Here is a 17,067-nt window from a genome sequence, read left to right as displayed (position 1 = left end):
GAGAGGTTTGAGAAGGAAGCGCCGCGCGGAGCCGCCCACCGCAGCGAGGATCGTACGCGCTGCCGCCCCGTCCGTTCATCCCGATTACCGCGAAGGGCCCGGCACCCCGGGTGGGGGTGCCGGGCCGGCGTGCCCGGGGTGGGGTCAGCAGCTCGCCTTGTAGGCGGCCGCCTGGCCCTCGGGGCTGTCCAGGTTGTCCTTGGTGATGATGGTGGAGCCGGTCTTGATGTTGGCCTCGTTGGCCTCGCCCTTCAGGGCCTTGATGGCCTGCTGGACGCCCTGCACGCCGATGTCGCCCGGCTGCTGCGCGATCAGCGCCTGCACGGTGCCGTCCTGCAGGGCCTTGATCTGCTCCGGGCCCGCGTCGAAGCCGACGACGTTGACCTTGCCCTGCTTGCCCGCCTGGCGGATGCCGGTGGCCGAGCCCTGGGCCGAGAACAGGTTCGAGGCGAAGATGCCGACGATGTCGGGGTCCTTCTGCAGCGCGGCGCTCACGATGGACGCGGCCTTGGCCGGGTCGTTCTGCGAGTACTGCACACCCAGGTAGGTGAACTTCGGGTCCGCCTTGACGGCCTCCTCGAAGCCCTTGTCGCGGGCGTCGGTGGTGCTGATGCCGGGCTGAACGCCGACGCCGAGCACCTTGCCGCCGTTGGGGACGAGCTTCTGGATGGCCTCGAACGCCGCCTTGCCGCCGGCGCTGTTGTCCGAGGCGATCGCCGAGACGGCGACCGACGGGTCGTTGAGCGTCGTGTCCACCAGGACGATCTTGATGCCCTGGGCCTTGGCCTGGGCGATCGGCTGCTGCATCGCGGAGACGTCGGTGGGCGCGATCAGGATGGCGTCGGGCTTGGAGGCGATGACCGACTGCAGCACGGGGGTCTGCAGGGTCGGGTCGAACTTCTGGGCGCCCTGGACGTCGACGGTCGCGCCTTCCTTGGCCGCCTCCTCCTTGATGCCGCACTCCATGGTGATGTAGAACGCGTCACCGGCGACGCCCTGGATGAACGCCAGCTTGTAGTTGCCGTCCGAGCCGCCGGAGGACGAGCCCCCGCCGTCGCTGTCGGAACCACAGGCGGCCGCGCCGAGCGCGACGGCGGCCAACGCGGCGACTATGGCGGTTGACTTGCGCTTCATGCTGATCCCTTTCTCGATGCGCTTCCTGCTCGCCCTGCTCTGGACAGGAACGGCAGGCGTGTTGGCGTGCCCCGCACGGCGGCGGCACGACGGAGCTGGTCGACGTAGACGACGGCGACGAGCACCGCGCCGACGACGACCTGCTGCCAGAACGGCTGCACGCCGACCTGGATGAACCCGTTCTGCAGCACGATCGGGATGAACAGTCCGATGACGGTGCCGAACACGGAACCGATGCCACCGAACAGGCTGGTGCCGCCGATCGCGACGCCAGCGATGACGTTCAGCGGTGTGTTCGACTGCCCGCCGATCGTCGTGGACTGGAAGAAGCCGAGGTTGAGCAGGCCGGCGAAACCGGCCAGCAGCCCCGCGAACGCGTACACCTTGATGAGGTGCCGTTCGACCTTGACACCGGACCGGCGCCCGGCTTCGGCGTTGGAACCGATGGCGTACGTGTAGAGGCCGAAGCGGGTGCGGTGCAGCAGGACGATGCCGAAGGCGACGACCACCGCGGAGACCACGGCGATGGTGGGCACCTGTCCGACGATGTTGCCGAACCCGATGTCGTTGACCAGGGCCTGCGGCGCGTCCCGCAGGTCGAGGCCCTTCGTGATGATCTGCGCGAAGCCCAGCGCCGCGCTCAGCGAGCCGAGCGTCACCACCAGGGGTGGCACTTTGGCCTTGGCCACCAGAACGCCGTTGAGCAGGCCCCAGGCCAGCCCCGAGGCGAGGGCGGCGACAAGTCCTACGAGGACGGTTCCCCAGCCCTGGCCGCCGTACCAGACCATCACCTTGTCGGCGACCACGCCGCTGAACACCAGCACGCTGCCGACCGACAGGTCGATGCCACCGGTGATGATGACGAACGTCATGCCCACGCCGAGTACGGCGTAGATGGCGGTGTTCTGCACGATGCCGCGGATGTTGAAGCCCGTGAGGAACGTGTCGGGGCGCAGCGCGGTGAACACGGCGACCGTGACGACCAGCAGGATCAGGATCTGCAACGCCTGCAGGCGGGAGATGCGGGACAGCCGGCTGGTCGGCGCGTCCTCTGTGGACACCTGGTCGGCGGTCCGAGTGGTGGTCATGACGCCTCCTGCGCCAGGGCGCCGGTCATCGCGGACACCAGCTGCTCCATCGAGGTGTCCGCCTTGTTGTAGGTGGCCACCCGCCGGCCGCGCCACATCACCTGGATGCGGTCGGCCACCTCCATCACGTGCGGCATCGAGTGGCTGATGAACACCACGCCGATGCCCTCGCCGCTGACCCGGCGGACCAGCTCCAGCACGTTCTGGGTCTGCACGACACCCAGCGCGGCGGTCGGCTCGTCGAGGAAGATGACCTTCTGCGCCCAGGCGGCCGCGCGGGCCACCGCGATGCCCTGCCGCTGGCCGCCGGACATCGAGCCGACCGGACCGTTGAGATTGCGTACGGTCGCCCCGAGCCGGTCGAACGCGGCCCGGCTGCCGTCGCGCATCGCCTTCGCGTCCATGAACCCGAGCTTGCCGAGCAGGCCTTTGCGCATCACCTCGCGGCCCAGATACATGTTCTGCACCGGCGACAGGTGGGGCGCGAGCGCGAGGTCCTGGAAGACGGTCTCCATGCCGAGCGCCCGGGCGTCCGTCGGCGAACCGAGCTGGACCGGCCGGCCCTCGAAGAGCACCTCGCCGGAGTCCGCCGACTCCGCGCCGGAGAGGATCCGGACCAGCGTGCTCTTGCCGGCGCCGTTGTCGCCGATCAGGGCGACCACCTCACCGGCCTGCACGTCGAAGCTGGCGTCGCTGAGCGCCTCGACGTGTCCATAGTGCTTGGTGATGCCGCGCGCCTCGAGCACCGCGGTCATGACCGGCTCACCGCCTCCGTGAAGGGCCGGGCGCGGCCGGCGACCGTGTCCAGACAGGTCTGCAGCCGCGGTCTGGCGACCGTGTCGAGGAACTCCTGCCGGGCCGGCCCGTCGAGGCCGACGGCCTCCTTCCAGATGGACCGGCCCGCGATGAAGCCGGACGCGCCGCCCTCGTCGCAGGAGACCCGGAGCACGTTCTGGAACTCGTCGAAGCCGACGCCGGCCGACAGCACCGCCCACGGCGCCTTGACCTGGTCGGCGACCCGGCGGCAACCCTTGGCCGAGCCCGGGTACTCGATCTTCACCAGGTCGACGCCGGTGTCCGCGATCTGCACGGCCGCCTCGACGATCAGGTCCTCCCGCTGCTGCGCGCTCAGCTCCTCGCCGGGCAGCGCGTAGATCAGGTTCTCCACCACCGACGGAATGCCGGCCGCCCGGCAGTCCGCGGCCACCTCACGGACGATGTCGAGCACCTCGGCGGCGATGTCCGGGCCGTCGCCGACCGGGCGACCGGGGCGCAGCTGCACGAGGAACTTGACGGCGTCGCCGCCCTGCGCCTTGACCCACGCGGCGTCCTGCTTGGGGTCGCGGTGCGTACGCGGCTCGCCGTTGTAGTTGCCCCGGTCGGCCGGTTCGGCCGCGACGAGCAGGCCGCAGCTCGCCGCTCGGACACCGGCCTCGGTCGTGGCCGGCACGCCCCAGGTCGGGTCGAGCAGGATCGCGCTGGCCAGCGGCGTGAGGGCGGCCGCGACGTCGATCTTCGCCTGCCGCAGGTCGGCGTCGCCCACGTCCGGCCGGCCGACCGCCGCGAACATCCGGCGCAACGTGTTGCGCTGGTCCATCGCGACGATCGAGAAGACGCCGTTGGCGTCGGCGATCGCGCCGAGACCGTTATGTCGATCGGTCATCTGTGGTCCTTTCCGTGGCGTCGGCCGTGTCCAGGAAATGCCGCGTCACCTTGTCGAACGGGACGTCGTAGGCGGCGCAGGCGGCGAACATCGCCGCACCGCGGGCGCCGGGTTGTTCGAGAGCCGAGATCCGCAGCCGCGGGATCACCGCGGCCTTCGCTTGCCGCACGCTCGCCATCCGGGTCCAGCCCCCGGCGGCGACGGCCGTGCGGTGCGGGCCGACCACCGAGTTGACCGCCGCCAGCAGGGCCGCGGTCTGCTCGCCCAGGTGCGCGAGGGTGGCCGCCCAGAGCTGGTCGGGGCCGGCGCCGTCCCGGAGGCGGAGCGTGACGTCGTTGTCGTGCGGCCCGGCCGGGAGCACCGCGACGGCGTCGCCGACCGCCGCGTCCGGCCGCCATCGCCGGTCGAGCGCGTCGCGCCGGGCCGGGTCGTCGGCGCCGACCAGGGCGAGGATCCGGCGCATCACCAGGCCGGAGCGCATGCCCCCGATCAGCACGCCGTGGCCCGGCAGCACGTGCCGGCCCGCGTCGATGCCGAGGCCGACCAGCGTGGCGCGCTCGTCGTCGGTGAGGATGCGGGGCACCGACCGCAGCAGCACCTCGGCGGTGCCGCACGAGTTGAAGAGGTCCTCGGGACCGGTGGCGCCGGCCCCGATCGCGGCGACCGGATGGTCGTGGCCCGCCACGGTGACCGCGGCGCCGGCGAACGCGCCCTCCGTGACCCGCCCGGCGACCTCGCCCGCGGTGCGGGTCTCCGGCAGGAACCCCGGTCCCGCGCCGATCCGGTCGAGGGCCTCCGGCCAGAGCTGACCGGTCGCCTGGTCGAGCAGGCCGGTGCGCGAGGCCAGCGACGGCTCGCTGACCCGCTCGCCCGTCAGCGCGTACGCCACGAACTCGGGCATGTTGAGCCAGCGCGACGCGTGGTCGATCAGGACGCCGTTGGCCCGCATCCAGAGCAGCTTCGGCAGGCTCCACTGTGCACCTAACGGCAGCCCGGTGCGCCGCGGGAACTCGGCGACGAACGCCGGCCCCTGCGCGGTCAGCTCGGCCTGGCCGCGCTCGTCGAACCAGGCGATGACCGGCGACGTCTCGCGGCCCCGCTCGTCGAGGACGACGCCGCTCTCGGCCAGGCCGGCGATGCCGATGCCGGTCACCCGGACGTCCTCGGCGGCGGCCGCGACCGCGGCTTCGAGGGTACGCAGCACGTCCGCGGCCAGCGCGGCCCCAGTGGTCTCCAGCCGGCCGTCGGTGGTCGTCGTCCAGCTCGTCGGCCGCCGCGCGAACGCCACCTGCTCGCCGTCCGGGCGGGTCAGGACGGCCTTGGTGTCCGTGGTGCCGAGGTCGATCCCGGCCACGACGTCGGTCATGGCGTGTCCCGCGATGCGAGCTCGCCGCTGCCCCGCGCCACGATGCGCAGCGGGGCGAGGATGGTCTCGACCGGCGGCGCCTCGCCCGCGAGCCGGCTGAACAGCCGCTGCGCCGCGAGCCGGCCGATCGCCTCCGGCGAGTGGTCGACGATGGTGATCGCCGGGGTCAGCGTGTCGGCCATCGCGAAGTCGCCGAACGAGATGAACCCGATGTCGGTGCGGCGCAGGCGGTGGATCGTCGGCAGGCTGCCCAGCGAGCAGCGGGTGTTGGCACTGAACACGGCGGTCGGCGGGTCGGGCAGGCGCAGCAGCGTCTCCGCCGCGACGCCGGCGTCGCCCTTGGCCGGCTCGACCTCGGCGACCAGGGCGTCGTCGGGCGCGATGCCGGCCGCTTCCAGCGCGGCCCGGTAACCGGCCAACCGGTGGCGGGCGGTGGCGGTGTGCAGCCGGTCGCCGATGTACGCGATCCGCCGGTGGCCGTGCCGCATCAGGTGCTCGACGGCCATCCGGGCGCCGCCGTGGTCGTCGACCACCACCGCGTCGGCGGCGAGATCCTCGGCCGGGCGGTCGATGAACACCAACGGGCACGGCGAGGTGTGCAGGTAGGCGTGAGTGTCCGAGATGGAGGCGATGATGAGCCCCGCGACCCGGCGCTGCAGCAGGCCGTCGAGGACGATCCGCTCCCGCTCGGCGCGGCGGCGGGTACTGGCGATGATGACCGAGATGCCGCGATCGAGGGCCATCCGCTCGATCTCGCCGATCACGCTGGCGAAGAACGGGTCGCCGACCTCGTCGACCACCACGCCGATCGTCTCGTCCTGGCCGCGCCGCAGCGACCGGGCCAGCGGGTCCGGCCGGTAGCCCAGGTCCACGACGGCCTGCTCGACCCGCGCCCGCGTACTGGCCGAGACCCGCTCGTCGCCGTTGATCACGCGCGACGCCGTCTTGGTGCTCGTCTGGGCGGCCTGCGCGACGTCGCGGAGCCGAGGCCGGGGCGCCTTCATGAGCGGCCGACCTGCTTGCGGAGCTGGGCCAGCAGCTCGGCGGCCCGGTCCGGGTCGACGCCGCCGGCGCGCAGCTGCTCGCACGAGGCGCTGGCGGTGGCGGATCCGCGCAGGATCGCCGCCACCCAGTCCGGCGTCGCGGAGTCCTCGATCTCCAGCAGGACACCGCCCAGGAACGAGTCGCCGGCGCCGACGGCGCTGACCACCCGCACCTTGACGGCGGGGAACCAGCGCGGCCTCTTTCCGCTCTCGGCCAGTGCCACCCCGTGTGCGCCGGCGGTGACGGCGGCGTTGCGGGCGCCGAGCGCGCAGAGGGTGGCGGCGGCGGTCTCGGCGCGTTCGCGCACGTCGCTGTCGGCGTCGGTCAGCACCAGCCCCGACGTGCCGGAGATCGCCGCCTCGGCCTCCTGCAGGTTGGGTTTGACCAGGTCGGGGTGGCTGTCGAGGGCGGCGCGGAGCGCGCCCGGCGCGGTGTCGACCACGGCGAGCACGCCGGCCGCGTGAGCCAGCGCGACCAGCTGTCCGTAGCCGTCCTCCGGCGCGCCCGGCGGGAGGCTGCCCGAGCAGGACAGCACGCGGTGCCGGGGCAGGTTGGCGTCGACGGCGGCGCGGTAACGGCCCCAGATCTCGGCGTCGATCGTGGACCCCTGCTCGTTGACGATGGTGGTCCGGCCGCTCGGCTGCTCGATCATGATGACCGCGTTGCGGGTGTCGCCCGGCATCGGCACGTCGACGACGTCGGCGCCCTCCTCGGCGAGCAGGCGGAGCAGGCGCTGCCGGTCGCCGTCGGCGACGAGCCCGACGACGGTGGCGGGCCGGTGGTGGGCGCGGGCGACGCGGGCGATGTTCACGCCCTTGCCGCCCGCCGTGACCTCGACGGACCGGGCGCGCATCACCCCGCCGAGCACCAGCTCGGGTACGAGCTGTGTCCTGTCCAGACACAGGTTGGGCGTCGCGATCAGCACTGACCGGTCCCTCATTTCCGTCGTCGGGTAATCGTTGTCACGAGACGAGGTAATCGATGTCACAGCAGTGCTCGCACTATGTGCACTCGGCTTCATGACTGTCAAGATGACGAGGAGTTTTCGGGGACGTTTCGTGACGCGATCGTTTCCTTGGTTGGTTGTTCGAGATGGAGCGTGCCTGACTAAGTCACGAAATGTCGTGACGAAAGGAGCGCTGTTGGTGGTGATCTCCCCCGCGGTGCTCGTGGCCGGCCCGCCCGCGAGCGGCAAGACCGTGCTCGGCGCCGCGCTCGCCGGCCGCCTCCGCGCGGCCCTGCTCGACCTCGACGTGTTGACCAACCCGCTGACCGCGGTGGTCGGCGACCTGGTCGGCACCCACGACGTCGACGACCCGCGGCTCGTCGCCGCCACCCGCCGGGCCCGCTACGACACGGTGTACGCCGCCGCGGTCGACAACCTGGCCGCCGGCATCCCGGTCGTGCTGGTCGCCCCGTTCACCACCGAACGCCGCGATCCCGGCGCTTGGCGGGCCGCCGCCGACCGGCTGACCGCGGCGGGTGGCCGCCCGTCGTTGGTCTGGCTGCGGGCCGACCGCGCGCTGCTCGCGGACCGCATGAGCAGCCGGGCCGCCGACCGCGACCGCCCCAAACTCGCCGACCTGACGGCCTTCCTGGACCGCATCGACCTGGCGCCGCCGGCCGTCGACCATCTCGCCGTCGACGCCGCCGCCGCACCCGGCGCCCAGCTCCGGACGGTCCTTGACCAGCTTGACGCGTCGCGCGACCCGCGCGAATGATCACGGCCAGCCCTCGTACCCCCTCCAGGAGAGCCCATGTCCGTCATCGTCCTTCCCGCCAACCAGCCGGCCGACCGGTTCTATCTCGGCGGCGACCGGATCGCCGCCTTCCGCGGCACCGCGCCCGCCGGCGACCACGTACCCGAGGACTGGGTGGGTTCGACGACGACGGTCGCCGGGTTCGACTCGCTCGGGCTGACCGTGCTCGACGACGGGCGGACGCTGCGGGCCGCGATCGCGGACGACCCGGTGCGGTGGTTGGGCCCGGCGCACGTCGCGCGGTTCGGCGCGGACCCCGCCCTGCTGGTCAAGCTCCTCGACGCCGGCGAGCGGCTGCCGGTGCACGTGCACCCCGACGACGCGTTCGCGCAGTCGCACCTGGGCTGTCGCAACGGCAAGACCGAGTCCTGGATCATCCTGTCCGCGGAGCCCGGGGCCAGGGTGCACCTGGGTTTCCGGGAGGACGTCGCACCGGAGACGCTTCGTGGCTGGGTCTCCGCACAGGACCGCACGGCGATGCTCGCGGCGCTGCACGAGGTCGAGGTCGCCGCGGGCGACACGGTCTTCGTGCCGGCCGGCTACCCGCACGCGATCGGCTCGGGGATCCTGCTGCTGGAGCTGCAGCAGGCAGCCGACCTGTCGCTGCTGCTGGAATACGACGGCTTCGCCATCGACGGCCCGCGCGACGGCCACCTGGGCATCGGCTTCGACGCGGCCCTGCCGTGCGTGAGCCGCGCGGCCGTGCCCGCCGAGACGCTCAAGGAGCTGTTCGGCCGGATCGACGACCCACGCATCTTCCCGGCGTACGGCGACGGGTTCTTCCGCGCCGTCCGCCACAGTGGACCGTCCACGTGGGACGCCGGGTTCGCGGTCGTCGTGGTGGTCTCCGGTGCGGGCCGGTTGAGCTGCCCGGGAGACGCGATCGACCTGCGTGCCGGCATGACGGTCCTGGTCGGGCACGACGCGGGTCAGGTGCGGATCGACGGCGACGTCGAACTGGTCCGGTGCTGCCCGCCCGCGGTGTCCTAGAAGAACACCCACCGGAGCACCGTCGTCGTCGGCAGGTACCGTCACCCGTGGTGCGCCCGGCGCGGCGGACCGGAACCGGGTGTCGCGGTCGGTCGGATAGGTCGGCGATAGGTGACCGCGCGACTCTCGCCGCATGACAATCCGAAATCGGCGTACCGGCCTGGTCGGTCGTCTCGTGGCCGCGGTCGCCCTCGCGGTGGCCCTCGTTCCCGGCGTCGCGGCGACGCCGGCCCAGGCGTACGGCTCGTGCGGGCCCGCGACGCCGGGCTACCTGCCGCTGTTCAGGGCGTCCCTGAGCCTGGTGCGGACGTCGAGTTGCACCTACTACGCACGGCTCGTCGTCGACGAACGGCTGTCGCCGCTGTGGGACATCAAGGTCGAACGGCGCGAGAACGGCGTGGTCACCGAGCGGAAGACCGCCACGGGTGGGTACGGCAGCACGTTCACCGGATCCGTCCAGGGCTGGTGGGGCGGCGCGGCCAGCCAGGACCAGCACCACGCCTGCTACTCGGTGGCGGGCGCCAACAGCTGGACCTGCACCTCCTGGGTCGACGTCTGACCGGCGGGCCGCGCCTGATCGGGGCCGGGCCGGGCGCCCGGCCCCGTCGGGGGATCGGGAGCGGCGCTCAGAGCAGGTCGATCGCCGTCTCGATGCGCGACGCGAGGACGAGGTCCAGCTCACCGCGCGCTCGGACCATGACGACCGAGCCGTCGCCGGACCGGGCCAACGCGACGTTCACCACGGGCCGGCCGCTGAGCGGGTAATCGAACCAGCGGTCGGCCTCCGCGTCGGTGCCGTCGAGGGCGCCGGTGAGGGCGTCCGCGTCCAGGTCGTCGTAGGCGTAGCCGATGTGGCCGCTGATCCGTCGCAGCAGGGGCACGACGTTGGCCTCGCCCACCGAGCCGCCGACCTCGCTCGCGCCGTCAAGGCCGACATTGCGGCTGCTCACCAGCAGGTGCCCGACCTGCGGGTCGTAGCAGTCGAGGCCGTGGGCGCCGGCCAGCACCGGCAGGGCGTCGGTGGCCGGCCATCCGAAGGGCAACGTCAGCCCCACGAACCGGTCGGCGAGGTCGGTGCGTCCCCAAGGCTGGCGCCGGCCGAGGTCGTCGTGCCAGGGCGCGATCCGGTCGGTGAGCTCCGGCCAGCGCCGCAGCAGGTCGGCCCGGAAGGCCAGCACCCGCTCGTCGGGCGGCAGCCGACCGACCTTCTCGTCGGCCAGCCGGCGCGCCAACCGGGTCGGGTCGGGCGTCGCCCCGGCCGGCCAGAAGTACAGGTCGTAGCTCACGGGTGGCAGCGTAGCCAGAACCGACGACAATGTCGGTCGTGACGGAATTCGATATCAGCCTGCGCGGCTACGACCGGGCAGCGGTGGAGTCGATGGTTCGGGCCGTGAACGCGGCGGCCGGTGACCAGGCCGCGATCGAGGCGGCCGTACGGGCGTACTGGCCGCCGATCGAGGTGCTGCGCGGCTACGACCGCGCGCAGGTGGACGCGTGGCTCGCGCGCGCCCGTGCCGGCGGGGTGGCGGCCGATCCGACCGAGGTCGACCCTCCGACGCCGGAGTTCCTGGTCGTGCTGCGCGGCTACCGCATCAAGGAGACCGACGCCCTCGTGGCCACGGTCGCCGCGGCGCTGGCCAGCGACGACCCCTTCCGCCGCGCCGAGGCATTGCGGGCGATCGCCGGGCCGCGACCGCCGGTGGCCTTCCGCGGCTACGACCGCCGCATGGTCGACAAGCACCTGAGCCGCGCGGAACGAGCGCTCGCCGGCACCTAGGCTGTGCCACCGTGAGCTTCGACATCGTCGCCGGGCTGCGCGGGCTGGACACCTACGCCGACGCCTGGCGTTTCATCCGCGGGTTCGCCGCCGCGTGGGCCGAACCGGTCGACGAGGTCGACGACGTCACGGAGGCCGAGCTCGACGCCGTCGAGGAACGCTTCGGAGTGCGGCTGCCGGAGGCGGTGCGGCAGGGCTACCGGCTCCTCGGCCGGCACCTGCTCCATGGAGGAACGGGCGATGGACACGTACGTCCATGAGGGACTGACGTTCCCGGTCAGCGACCACCGGCCGCGCGGCGAATCCCGGTCTGTGGTCGTACTACTGCACGGCTTTCCGCAGGATCGGCGTTCCTGGGACGCCGTCGCCGGCGCGTTGACCGCGGCCGGGCATCGGGTGCTCGCGCCCGATCAGCGCGGCTACTCTCCCGGCGCCGCGCCGAGGCGGCGGGCCGCGTACACGCTGCCGAAGCTGGCCGGGGACGTGCTGGCCCTGGCCGACGCCGCCGGCGCCGACCGGTTCCACCTGGTCGGTCACGACTGGGGCGCGTCCGTCGCCTGGCATCTGGCCGCCCGTCATCCCGAGCGGCTGCGGTCGCTGGCGTGCCTGTCGGTTCCCCATCCCGCTGCGCTCGGCCGGGCCCTGCTGACCAGCGGGCAGGCGATCCGTTCCGCGTACATCGCCGCTTTTGTGCTGCCCGTCCTGCCGGAACGCTACTTCGCGGGCCGGCGGGGCCGAGAATGGCCGCGGCGGGCCGGCCTCGACTCGCCGCACGCGGAGCGCTACGCCGCCCGGCTCGCCGACCCGGACGCAGTTCGCGGGCCGCTCGCCTGGTACCGCGCCATCGGGCTCAACCCGTCCACCGGGCCCGTCGACGTGCCGACCTTGTTCATGTGGGGCGACGGCGACCGGTACGTGACCCGGGCCGCGGCGCGGCGGTGCGGGCGGTACGTCCGCGCTCCCTACGAGTTCCACGTGCTCAAAGGCGCGTCCCACTGGCTGCCCGAGCAGGCGCCGGGACAGGTGTCGGGCCTGCTCCTGCCGTGGCTCAGGCTTCGGGAAGCGAGCTGAGGTTGGCCCGGGCCTCCGACACCCAGCCGGCCACGGCGTGCGCGCCGGCCTCGGTGGCCAGCGTCGCCGCCTCGTCGAGCAGCGCGCTCGCCTCCGCGGGCCGGCCGTCCTCGGCTGTCAGGTAGGCCTGGGCGACCAGGTTGGCGGCGACGCCCGCGGTGAAGCCGAGATCGCGCCGCAACTGGGTCGACTCGGCCAGCGTCGCCCGCGCCTCGGCCGCGCGACCGGCGTGCTGGGCGACGAAAGCCAGATGGCGCAGGGCGTACGAGCGGGTCAGGTCGTCGCGGGCCGCAGTCGCCAGGTCGCGGGACCGCGCGAACAGCGCCTCCGTGCCGGTCAGGTCGCCGCGCACCACCTGGTGGAAGCAGCCCACCCAGAACTGGGCCTCCGCCGCGCCGCGGCTGTCGTCGAGCGCCTCGTAGAGGGACAGCGCGCGCTCGAACAGCGCGAGCTCGGTCAGGTCCTCGGCGGGCTGCTCCCCCGCCGCCTGCGCCGACAGGTAGCGGGCGTGCCGGATCCGGCCGCGGGCCACCGCGAGGTCGGCCTCGACCCCGTCCAGCGCCCGGTCGGCGGCGTCCAGTCCGTCGTCGGCGCCGCCGAAGAGCGCCGCCTCGTAGCGCTCCCGCGCCAGCGTTAGTCGATCATCCACAGTGTGCACACTACGACGTTCCCCTATGCCTGGTAGCAACCGGTGGTCGGGGCGCGGCCGGCGGGCGGGCGCAGCTCGACCACGATGGCGACCGCGGACGGGAAGGCGCCGTCCGCGACCACCGTGCCGATGGCCGTGAGATCGGCGCGGAGTCGCTGCGCCGTGCGGGTGTAATAGGCGGACTTGTAGTAGCCGTAGAGGATCACGCGCCGATGGCCGGCCACGAGCGTGGCGATGTCGTGGCCCGTGCAGGGCCGGCCGGGCAACCGGGACACCGCGACCGGGTAACGGCGCGGCTCCAACTCGTCGTCCGCGTACCAGCCCACGGCATGGCGGCTGGTGGTCAGCACCAGGGTCAGGTCACCGGGCCGGTGCTGGCCGGCCGCCCAGGCGACGGCGGCGCGTTCGTCGAGGCCGGGCGGCGGTGGTCGCTCGCCGACCCGGCCGACGACCAGCGGGACGAGCATGACCAGCACGACGAGCGCGGCCGCCGCGCCAGCGACGCCACCGGTCAGCACGGCGCCGGTGCGCCACGTCCGGGGTGCGCCGCGGGCCATCGCGCGGCCGGCGCCCAACGCCAGGCGGGCGGCCCCGTCGGCGCCGAACGCGACCGCGACGTACACGGCGGGCAGGATCCAGATCGCCATCCGCATGTAGAGCGGGACCAGCTCGGCGAAGGCGAGCGCATAGGCGAACACCACCACACCGGCCAGCAACGCGCCGAACGGGCGGACCTGCCACGCGGCCGCCACACAGCCGGCGGCGACCAGGAGCCAGAAGATCGGCGCCACGGTGTCGATGTGGGACCGGCCCTCGCCCGGCGGCGCCAGGCTCAGCGGGTCCACGCCGAGCACGTGGAGGCGGTCCCAGGACCAGTGCGCCACCCGGCGAAGCGAGCCGTCCGCCGGCGGGTAGCCCCGCCGGCCCCAGAACGTCGCCATGTAGTCGCTGGACAGCACGTGTCGCAGGGATGCGAGATAGTGGCCGGCGAACACCGCCGTCCAGATCAGGAACGGCAGCGCGGCGCGGAAGGCGGCCGACCAGCCGGCCCGCAGCAGCACGGTGGCCACCACCACGAACGCGAACACCGGCGTGGCCAGCATGGCGCCCATGCTGAACAGGCAGGCCACCGCGGCCAGCGACCACCACCACACGAACTGCCGGGCGGTCGGTCGCGGTCGCTCCAGCAACGCCATGGTCGCGACGAGCAGCGACATCGTCCACAAGAGATCGCCGCTGTACTGCTTGACCTCAGCCGCGTAGCGGATCGCCGACGCGTTGCTCGCCACGAAGGAGACGAGCACCACGGCGCCGACCGGACCGAGCCAGCTCCGGCCGGCGAGCCAGGCCAGCACCAGCGTCCCGATCGAGGCCAGCAGGGGCAGCAGGCGCAGCACGTATTCGTCGGTGCCGAACACCGCCACCAGCGCGTGCTGCGCCCACAGCCAACCGAGCGGCGCGCTCTGGTTGTAGTCGAGCGCGCCGGCCAGCTCGCCGAAGCCCCGATCGCGGATGTTGCGGGCGATCATCTGCTCGTCGAGCCACAGTGGCGCGTGCGCCGCATAGCGCCGGACGAAGAGCACCACACCGATCGCCAACGGGACCAGGGCGAGATCGGCCCACCTGAACCAGCGCCACCACGGGCGCGCGGGCGCCGGGGCGGGACCCTCCGGAGTGGTCGATTCGGGCAACGTGACGGCGGCGGCGACGTCCATCGCATCCGAGGCTAGCTGACCGTTTACCACCCCGGTGTCCGATTCGCGTCACTCGTTCAGTCCGCTGCGGCGCCGCTGAAACCGGACTGACCCGGCGCCATCGAGCAGCGATGATGCGACGATGCGGGTGGCGGTGGTCGGTGGTGGGATCGGCGGGCTGGTCGCGGCGCTGGCGCTGCGCCGGGCCGGGTGCGACGTGCGGGTCTACGAGCAGGCGCCGGCCGTCGGCACGGTGGGGGCCGGCATCCAGCTCGCGCCCAACGCGACGCGGATCCTCGACGCGCTGGGTGTGCTGCCGGCGGTGCGGCGGGTGGCGGTGGCGCCGACGGCGTTCGAGTTCCGGCGGTGGGACGACGGGCGGTTGCTGTCGTCGACCGCGCTCGGCCCGGCCGCGCAGGACGCCTACGGCGCGCCCTACCTGCACGTGCACCGCGGCGATCTCGTCGCGGTGCTGGCGGACGTCGTGCCGGTCGAGACCGGCGCGCGCTGCGTCGACGTGGCGCCCGGCGCCCGCGACGCGGAGGTGCGGTTCGCCGGCGGGCGGGTCGAGCGCGCCGACCTGGTGGTGGGCGCCGACGGCATCCACTCCGTGGTCCGGCACGCGATCCTCGGCGCGGCCGACGCCCGGTTCACCGGCCACGTGGCGTTCCGGGGACTGATCCCCGCGGCGCGGGTGGCCGGGCTGCCGGTCGAGCGGACGGCTACGGTCCGGATGGGGCCGGGCCGCCACTTCGTGCACTATTTCGTCTCGGCGGGCCGGCTGCTCAACGTGGTCTGCGTCGTCGAGGAGAACACCTGGACCCGGGAGTCCTGGACTGACCGCGGCGACCCGGCGGAGCTCCGCGCCGCGTTCGCCGGCTGGGACCCGGTGGTCCGGTCACTCGTCGACGCGCTCGACGCGCCGCTGAAGTGGGCGCTCTTCGACCGCCTCCCGTTCGGGCGGTGGAGCAAGGGCCCGGTCACCCTGCTCGGCGACGCCTGCCACCCGATGCTGCCGTACGGGGCTCAGGGCGCGGCCCAGGCCATCGAGGACGCGTGGGTCCTGGCGGCGTGCCTGCGCGACAACGACGACGTGCCGGCGGCGCTGGCCCGCTACGAGACGCTGCGACACGACCGCACGGCCCGGGTTCAGGAGCTCTCGCGTGGCAACGCCGTGCGCTTCCACCTGCCGGACGGGCCGCAGCAGGAGGCCCGCGACGCCGCGATCGCGTCGAGCAACGGCCTGTCCCCGGACATCGACTGGCTCTACGGCTACGACCCGCTGGCCGGCCACGCCTAGTGTCGTGAGTCGTTAATTCGAGTGCAGTAGCGGGCGATGGATTCGAGGATCTGGTCGGCGGTCTTGGTCCAGACGTAGGGCTTGGGGTTGTCGTTCCAGGTTCCGATCCATTCGCGGATGTCTTTGTTGAGGGCGCGGACCGAGCGGTGGGTTCCGCGTTGGAGTTTCTTGGTGGTCAGTTCGCCGAACCAGCGCTCGACGAGGTTGAGCCAGGATGAGCTGGTCGGGGTGAAGTGCAGGACGAAGCGAGGGTGGGCCGCCAGCCAGCGTTTGATCGCTGGTGTCTTGTGTGTGGAGGCGTTGTCCAGGACCAGGTGGACCTGTAGGTCCGCGGGGACTTCCCGGTCGAGGGTGGTCAGAAACTTGCGGAACTCGATCGCCCGGTGTCGGGCGTGCAACGAGCCGATCACCTTGCCGGTGGTCAGGTCCAGGGCGGCGTAGAGGCTGGAGGTGCCGGCGCGGATGTAGTCGTGACTGGCCCTGGCGGGTGTGCCGGGCAGCATTGGTAGGACCGGCGCGGTCCGGTCGAGGGCTTGGATCTGAGACTTTTCGTCGACGCAGAGCACGACCGCCCGTTCCGGCGGGTCCAAGTAGAGACCGACCACGTCGCGGACCTTGTCAATGAATTGCGGGTCTTTCGACAGCTTCCACGAGTCCTGCCGGTGCGGCTGCAGCCCGAACGCCCGCCAGATCCGCGATACCGCCGTCTGTGACAGGCCGACCTGCGCGGCCAGCGACCGGGTCGACCAGTGCGTGGCGTCCTTCGGCGTGGTCTCCAACGTCGTGGTGATGACGCGCTCGACGTCGGTGTCGGTGACCGTGCGCGGCCGGCCCGGCCGCGGCTCGTCCAACAACCCGTCGAGCCGGTCGACCGCGAACCGATTACGCCACTTCTTCACCGTGTTCCGCGAGATCCCCAGACGCTGCGCGATCTGGCCGTTCGACTCGCCGGGACCATCGGCACAGGCCAGCACGACCCGTGACCGCGCCGCCAAAGCCTGCGCACTGGTCGGCCTTCGTGACCAGGTAACCAACTGCTCACGCTCGTCATCAGTGAGCACGATCGACACTGCTATCGGAGACGGCATACGACCACCGTACCCACTGACAACGATTTAACGACTCAGGACACTAGCCTGCCGGGCTCCCAGGCCTGAGGTCACTCGTTCGGGTGCACCGGCCGCGCGCCTGCCGAGGTGGGCTGCGCCGGCGTTCGATGCTGGTGGCGTCCGGTGCGGAAGGGGACGGCCGATGGCGACGTATGTCTACCGCTGCTCGCGCGACGGCGACTTCGAGGTGCGGCTCCCGCTCGGCGCGGCGACGGAGAGCATCTCCTGTGGACACTGTGCCGGCGACGCCACCCGAGTCTGGTCGGCGCCCCATCTGAGCCGGACCCCACGCCCGCTGGCCGCCGCGATCGAGCAGGCCGGGCGCAGCGCCGAGGCGCCGCGGGTGGTCGCCCAGCTGCCGGGCGCCCGCCGCGTGCCGGCGCCGGTGCCGCGCGGCCTGCCGCGGCTCTAGACGGCACGCG

The 17,067-nt window shown here is 72.8% G+C and carries 19 protein-coding genes; 8 read left to right on the top strand and 11 right to left on the bottom strand.

The features are described 5' to 3' along the window. Positions 1–144 precede the first annotated feature (144 nt). The 7 genes from O7635_RS26910 to O7635_RS26880 are packed head-to-tail and all read right to left on the bottom strand — an operon-like array spanning position 145 to position 7,235. Positions 145–1,134 (bottom strand): ABC transporter substrate-binding protein, encoded by a 990-nt coding sequence (locus O7635_RS26910; RefSeq protein ID WP_278083265.1) that lies wholly within the window; start codon positions 1,132–1,134, stop codon positions 145–147. After that, entirely contained in the window at positions 1,131–2,222 is a 1,092-nt protein-coding gene (locus O7635_RS26905; protein ID WP_278083264.1) for an ABC transporter permease, read from the bottom strand. Before O7635_RS26905 ends, O7635_RS26910 begins: the two co-directional genes overlap by 4 nt. Continuing rightward, a complete protein-coding gene (locus tag O7635_RS26900; RefSeq protein ID WP_278083263.1) occupies positions 2,219–2,977 on the bottom strand; it encodes an ATP-binding cassette domain-containing protein in 759 nt (252 codons plus the stop codon). The genes O7635_RS26905 and O7635_RS26900 overlap by 4 nt, the downstream gene beginning before the upstream one ends. Next, positions 2,974–3,885, bottom strand: coding sequence for a hypothetical protein (locus O7635_RS26895; RefSeq protein WP_278083262.1), 912 nt, complete (start codon positions 3,883–3,885; stop codon positions 2,974–2,976). Before O7635_RS26895 ends, O7635_RS26900 begins: the two co-directional genes overlap by 4 nt. Beyond that, complete coding sequence (locus O7635_RS26890; RefSeq protein ID WP_278083261.1) at positions 3,869–5,251, bottom strand: FGGY family carbohydrate kinase; 1,383 nt, start codon at positions 5,249–5,251, stop codon at positions 3,869–3,871. The genes O7635_RS26895 and O7635_RS26890 overlap by 17 nt, the downstream gene beginning before the upstream one ends. After that, a complete protein-coding gene (locus O7635_RS26885) occupies positions 5,248–6,255 on the bottom strand; it encodes a LacI family DNA-binding transcriptional regulator (RefSeq protein WP_278083260.1) in 1,008 nt (335 codons plus the stop codon). The genes O7635_RS26890 and O7635_RS26885 overlap by 4 nt, the downstream gene beginning before the upstream one ends. Beyond that, the gene (locus O7635_RS26880) at positions 6,252–7,235 is read right to left on the bottom strand and encodes a PfkB family carbohydrate kinase (RefSeq protein WP_278083259.1); all 984 of its coding nucleotides are present in this window, start codon (positions 7,233–7,235) and stop codon (positions 6,252–6,254) included. Before O7635_RS26880 ends, O7635_RS26885 begins: the two co-directional genes overlap by 4 nt. Before the next feature lie 184 nt (positions 7,236–7,419). On the opposite strand from O7635_RS26880, the gene O7635_RS26875 reads away from it, so the two are divergent. From O7635_RS26875 to O7635_RS26865, 3 genes are all read left to right on the top strand, one after another. Beyond that, positions 7,420–8,016, top strand: coding sequence for an AAA family ATPase (locus tag O7635_RS26875; RefSeq protein WP_278083258.1), 597 nt, complete (start codon positions 7,420–7,422; stop codon positions 8,014–8,016). Positions 8,017–8,052: 36 nt separating this feature from the next. Beyond that, positions 8,053–9,045 (top strand): class I mannose-6-phosphate isomerase, encoded by a 993-nt coding sequence (locus O7635_RS26870; protein WP_278083257.1) that lies wholly within the window; start codon positions 8,053–8,055, stop codon positions 9,043–9,045. Positions 9,046–9,178: 133 nt separating this feature from the next. Beyond that, positions 9,179–9,604 carry a hypothetical protein gene (locus O7635_RS26865; protein ID WP_278083256.1) on the top strand — a complete coding sequence of 142 codons (426 nt, stop codon included), beginning with the start codon at positions 9,179–9,181 and terminating at the stop codon, positions 9,602–9,604. 67 nt (positions 9,605–9,671) lie between these two features. Here O7635_RS26865 and O7635_RS26860 read toward each other — a convergent pair whose 3' ends face one another. Further along, positions 9,672–10,331, bottom strand: a complete 660-nt coding sequence (locus tag O7635_RS26860) for a hypothetical protein (RefSeq protein ID WP_278083255.1) — start codon at positions 10,329–10,331, stop codon at positions 9,672–9,674. 38 nt (positions 10,332–10,369) lie between these two features. On the opposite strand from O7635_RS26860, the gene O7635_RS26855 reads away from it, so the two are divergent. From O7635_RS26855 to O7635_RS26845, 3 genes are read left to right on the top strand one after another with little or no spacing between them, the layout of a single operon-like run. Further along, positions 10,370–10,822, top strand: coding sequence for a hypothetical protein (locus O7635_RS26855; protein WP_278083254.1), 453 nt, complete (start codon positions 10,370–10,372; stop codon positions 10,820–10,822). Positions 10,823–10,833: 11 nt separating this feature from the next. Further along, positions 10,834–11,082 carry a hypothetical protein gene (locus O7635_RS26850; protein WP_278083253.1) on the top strand — a complete coding sequence of 83 codons (249 nt, stop codon included), beginning with the start codon at positions 10,834–10,836 and terminating at the stop codon, positions 11,080–11,082. Continuing rightward, positions 11,063–11,893, top strand: a complete 831-nt coding sequence (locus O7635_RS26845; protein WP_278083252.1) for an alpha/beta fold hydrolase — start codon at positions 11,063–11,065, stop codon at positions 11,891–11,893. Before O7635_RS26850 ends, O7635_RS26845 begins: the two co-directional genes overlap by 20 nt. On the opposite strand, the gene O7635_RS26840 is transcribed toward O7635_RS26845, so the two are convergent. Both O7635_RS26840 and O7635_RS26835 read right to left on the bottom strand, forming a co-directional pair. Beyond that, positions 11,871–12,542 carry a tetratricopeptide repeat protein gene (locus O7635_RS26840; protein WP_278083251.1) on the bottom strand — a complete coding sequence of 224 codons (672 nt, stop codon included), beginning with the start codon at positions 12,540–12,542 and terminating at the stop codon, positions 11,871–11,873. The two genes, O7635_RS26845 and O7635_RS26840, sit on opposite strands and share 23 nt — an antisense overlap. A gap of 23 nt (positions 12,543–12,565) precedes the next feature. Then, complete coding sequence (locus O7635_RS26835) at positions 12,566–14,257, bottom strand: hypothetical protein (protein WP_278083250.1); 1,692 nt, start codon at positions 14,255–14,257, stop codon at positions 12,566–12,568. 121 nt (positions 14,258–14,378) lie between these two features. Here O7635_RS26835 and O7635_RS26830 point away from each other — a divergent pair, with 121 nt between their 5' ends. Further along, entirely contained in the window at positions 14,379–15,536 is a 1,158-nt protein-coding gene (locus O7635_RS26830) for an FAD-dependent monooxygenase (protein ID WP_278083249.1), read from the top strand. Here the strand turns inward: O7635_RS26830 and O7635_RS26825 are convergent. Beyond that, positions 15,533–16,624: an IS630 family transposase gene (locus tag O7635_RS26825; protein WP_278080110.1), complete on the bottom strand. Its 1,092-nt coding sequence runs from the start codon at positions 16,622–16,624 to the stop codon at positions 15,533–15,535. The two genes, O7635_RS26830 and O7635_RS26825, sit on opposite strands and share 4 nt — an antisense overlap. A gap of 163 nt (positions 16,625–16,787) precedes the next feature. On the opposite strand from O7635_RS26825, the gene O7635_RS26820 reads away from it, so the two are divergent. Further along, a complete protein-coding gene (locus O7635_RS26820) occupies positions 16,788–17,057 on the top strand; it encodes a zinc ribbon domain-containing protein (protein ID WP_278083248.1) in 270 nt (89 codons plus the stop codon). Positions 17,058–17,067 lie beyond the last annotated feature (10 nt).

This window comes from Asanoa sp. WMMD1127 (assembly GCF_029626225.1).
Lineage (GTDB): Bacteria > Actinomycetota > Actinomycetes > Mycobacteriales > Micromonosporaceae > Asanoa.
Note: the sequence above shows the minus strand (reverse complement) of the source record. Positions and strands in the feature narration are given on the sequence as shown.

Coding starts and splice junctions, on each gene's coding strand:
- O7635_RS26910 (WP_278083265.1), bottom strand. CDS start 1,134: ATGAAGCGCAAGTCAACCGCCATAGTCGCCGCGTTGGCCGCCGTCGCG.
- O7635_RS26905 (WP_278083264.1), bottom strand. CDS start 2,222: ATGACCACCACTCGGACCGCCGACCAGGTGTCCACAGAGGACGCGCCG.
- O7635_RS26900 (WP_278083263.1), bottom strand. CDS start 2,977: ATGACCGCGGTGCTCGAGGCGCGCGGCATCACCAAGCACTATGGACAC.
- O7635_RS26895 (WP_278083262.1), bottom strand. CDS start 3,885: ATGACCGATCGACATAACGGTCTCGGCGCGATCGCCGACGCCAACGGC.
- O7635_RS26890 (WP_278083261.1), bottom strand. CDS start 5,251: ATGACCGACGTCGTGGCCGGGATCGACCTCGGCACCACGGACACCAAG.
- O7635_RS26885 (WP_278083260.1), bottom strand. CDS start 6,255: ATGAAGGCGCCCCGGCCTCGGCTCCGCGACGTCGCGCAGGCCGCCCAG.
- O7635_RS26880 (WP_278083259.1), bottom strand. CDS start 7,235: ATGAGGGACCGGTCAGTGCTGATCGCGACGCCCAACCTGTGTCTGGAC.
- O7635_RS26870 (WP_278083257.1), top strand. CDS start 8,053: ATGTCCGTCATCGTCCTTCCCGCCAACCAGCCGGCCGACCGGTTCTAT.
- O7635_RS26865 (WP_278083256.1), top strand. CDS start 9,179: ATGACAATCCGAAATCGGCGTACCGGCCTGGTCGGTCGTCTCGTGGCC.
- O7635_RS26845 (WP_278083252.1), top strand. CDS start 11,063: ATGGACACGTACGTCCATGAGGGACTGACGTTCCCGGTCAGCGACCAC.
- O7635_RS26835 (WP_278083250.1), bottom strand. CDS start 14,257: ATGGACGTCGCCGCCGCCGTCACGTTGCCCGAATCGACCACTCCGGAG.
- O7635_RS26830 (WP_278083249.1), top strand. CDS start 14,379: ATGCGGGTGGCGGTGGTCGGTGGTGGGATCGGCGGGCTGGTCGCGGCG.
- O7635_RS26825 (WP_278080110.1), bottom strand. CDS start 16,624: ATGCCGTCTCCGATAGCAGTGTCGATCGTGCTCACTGATGACGAGCGT.
- O7635_RS26820 (WP_278083248.1), top strand. CDS start 16,788: ATGGCGACGTATGTCTACCGCTGCTCGCGCGACGGCGACTTCGAGGTG.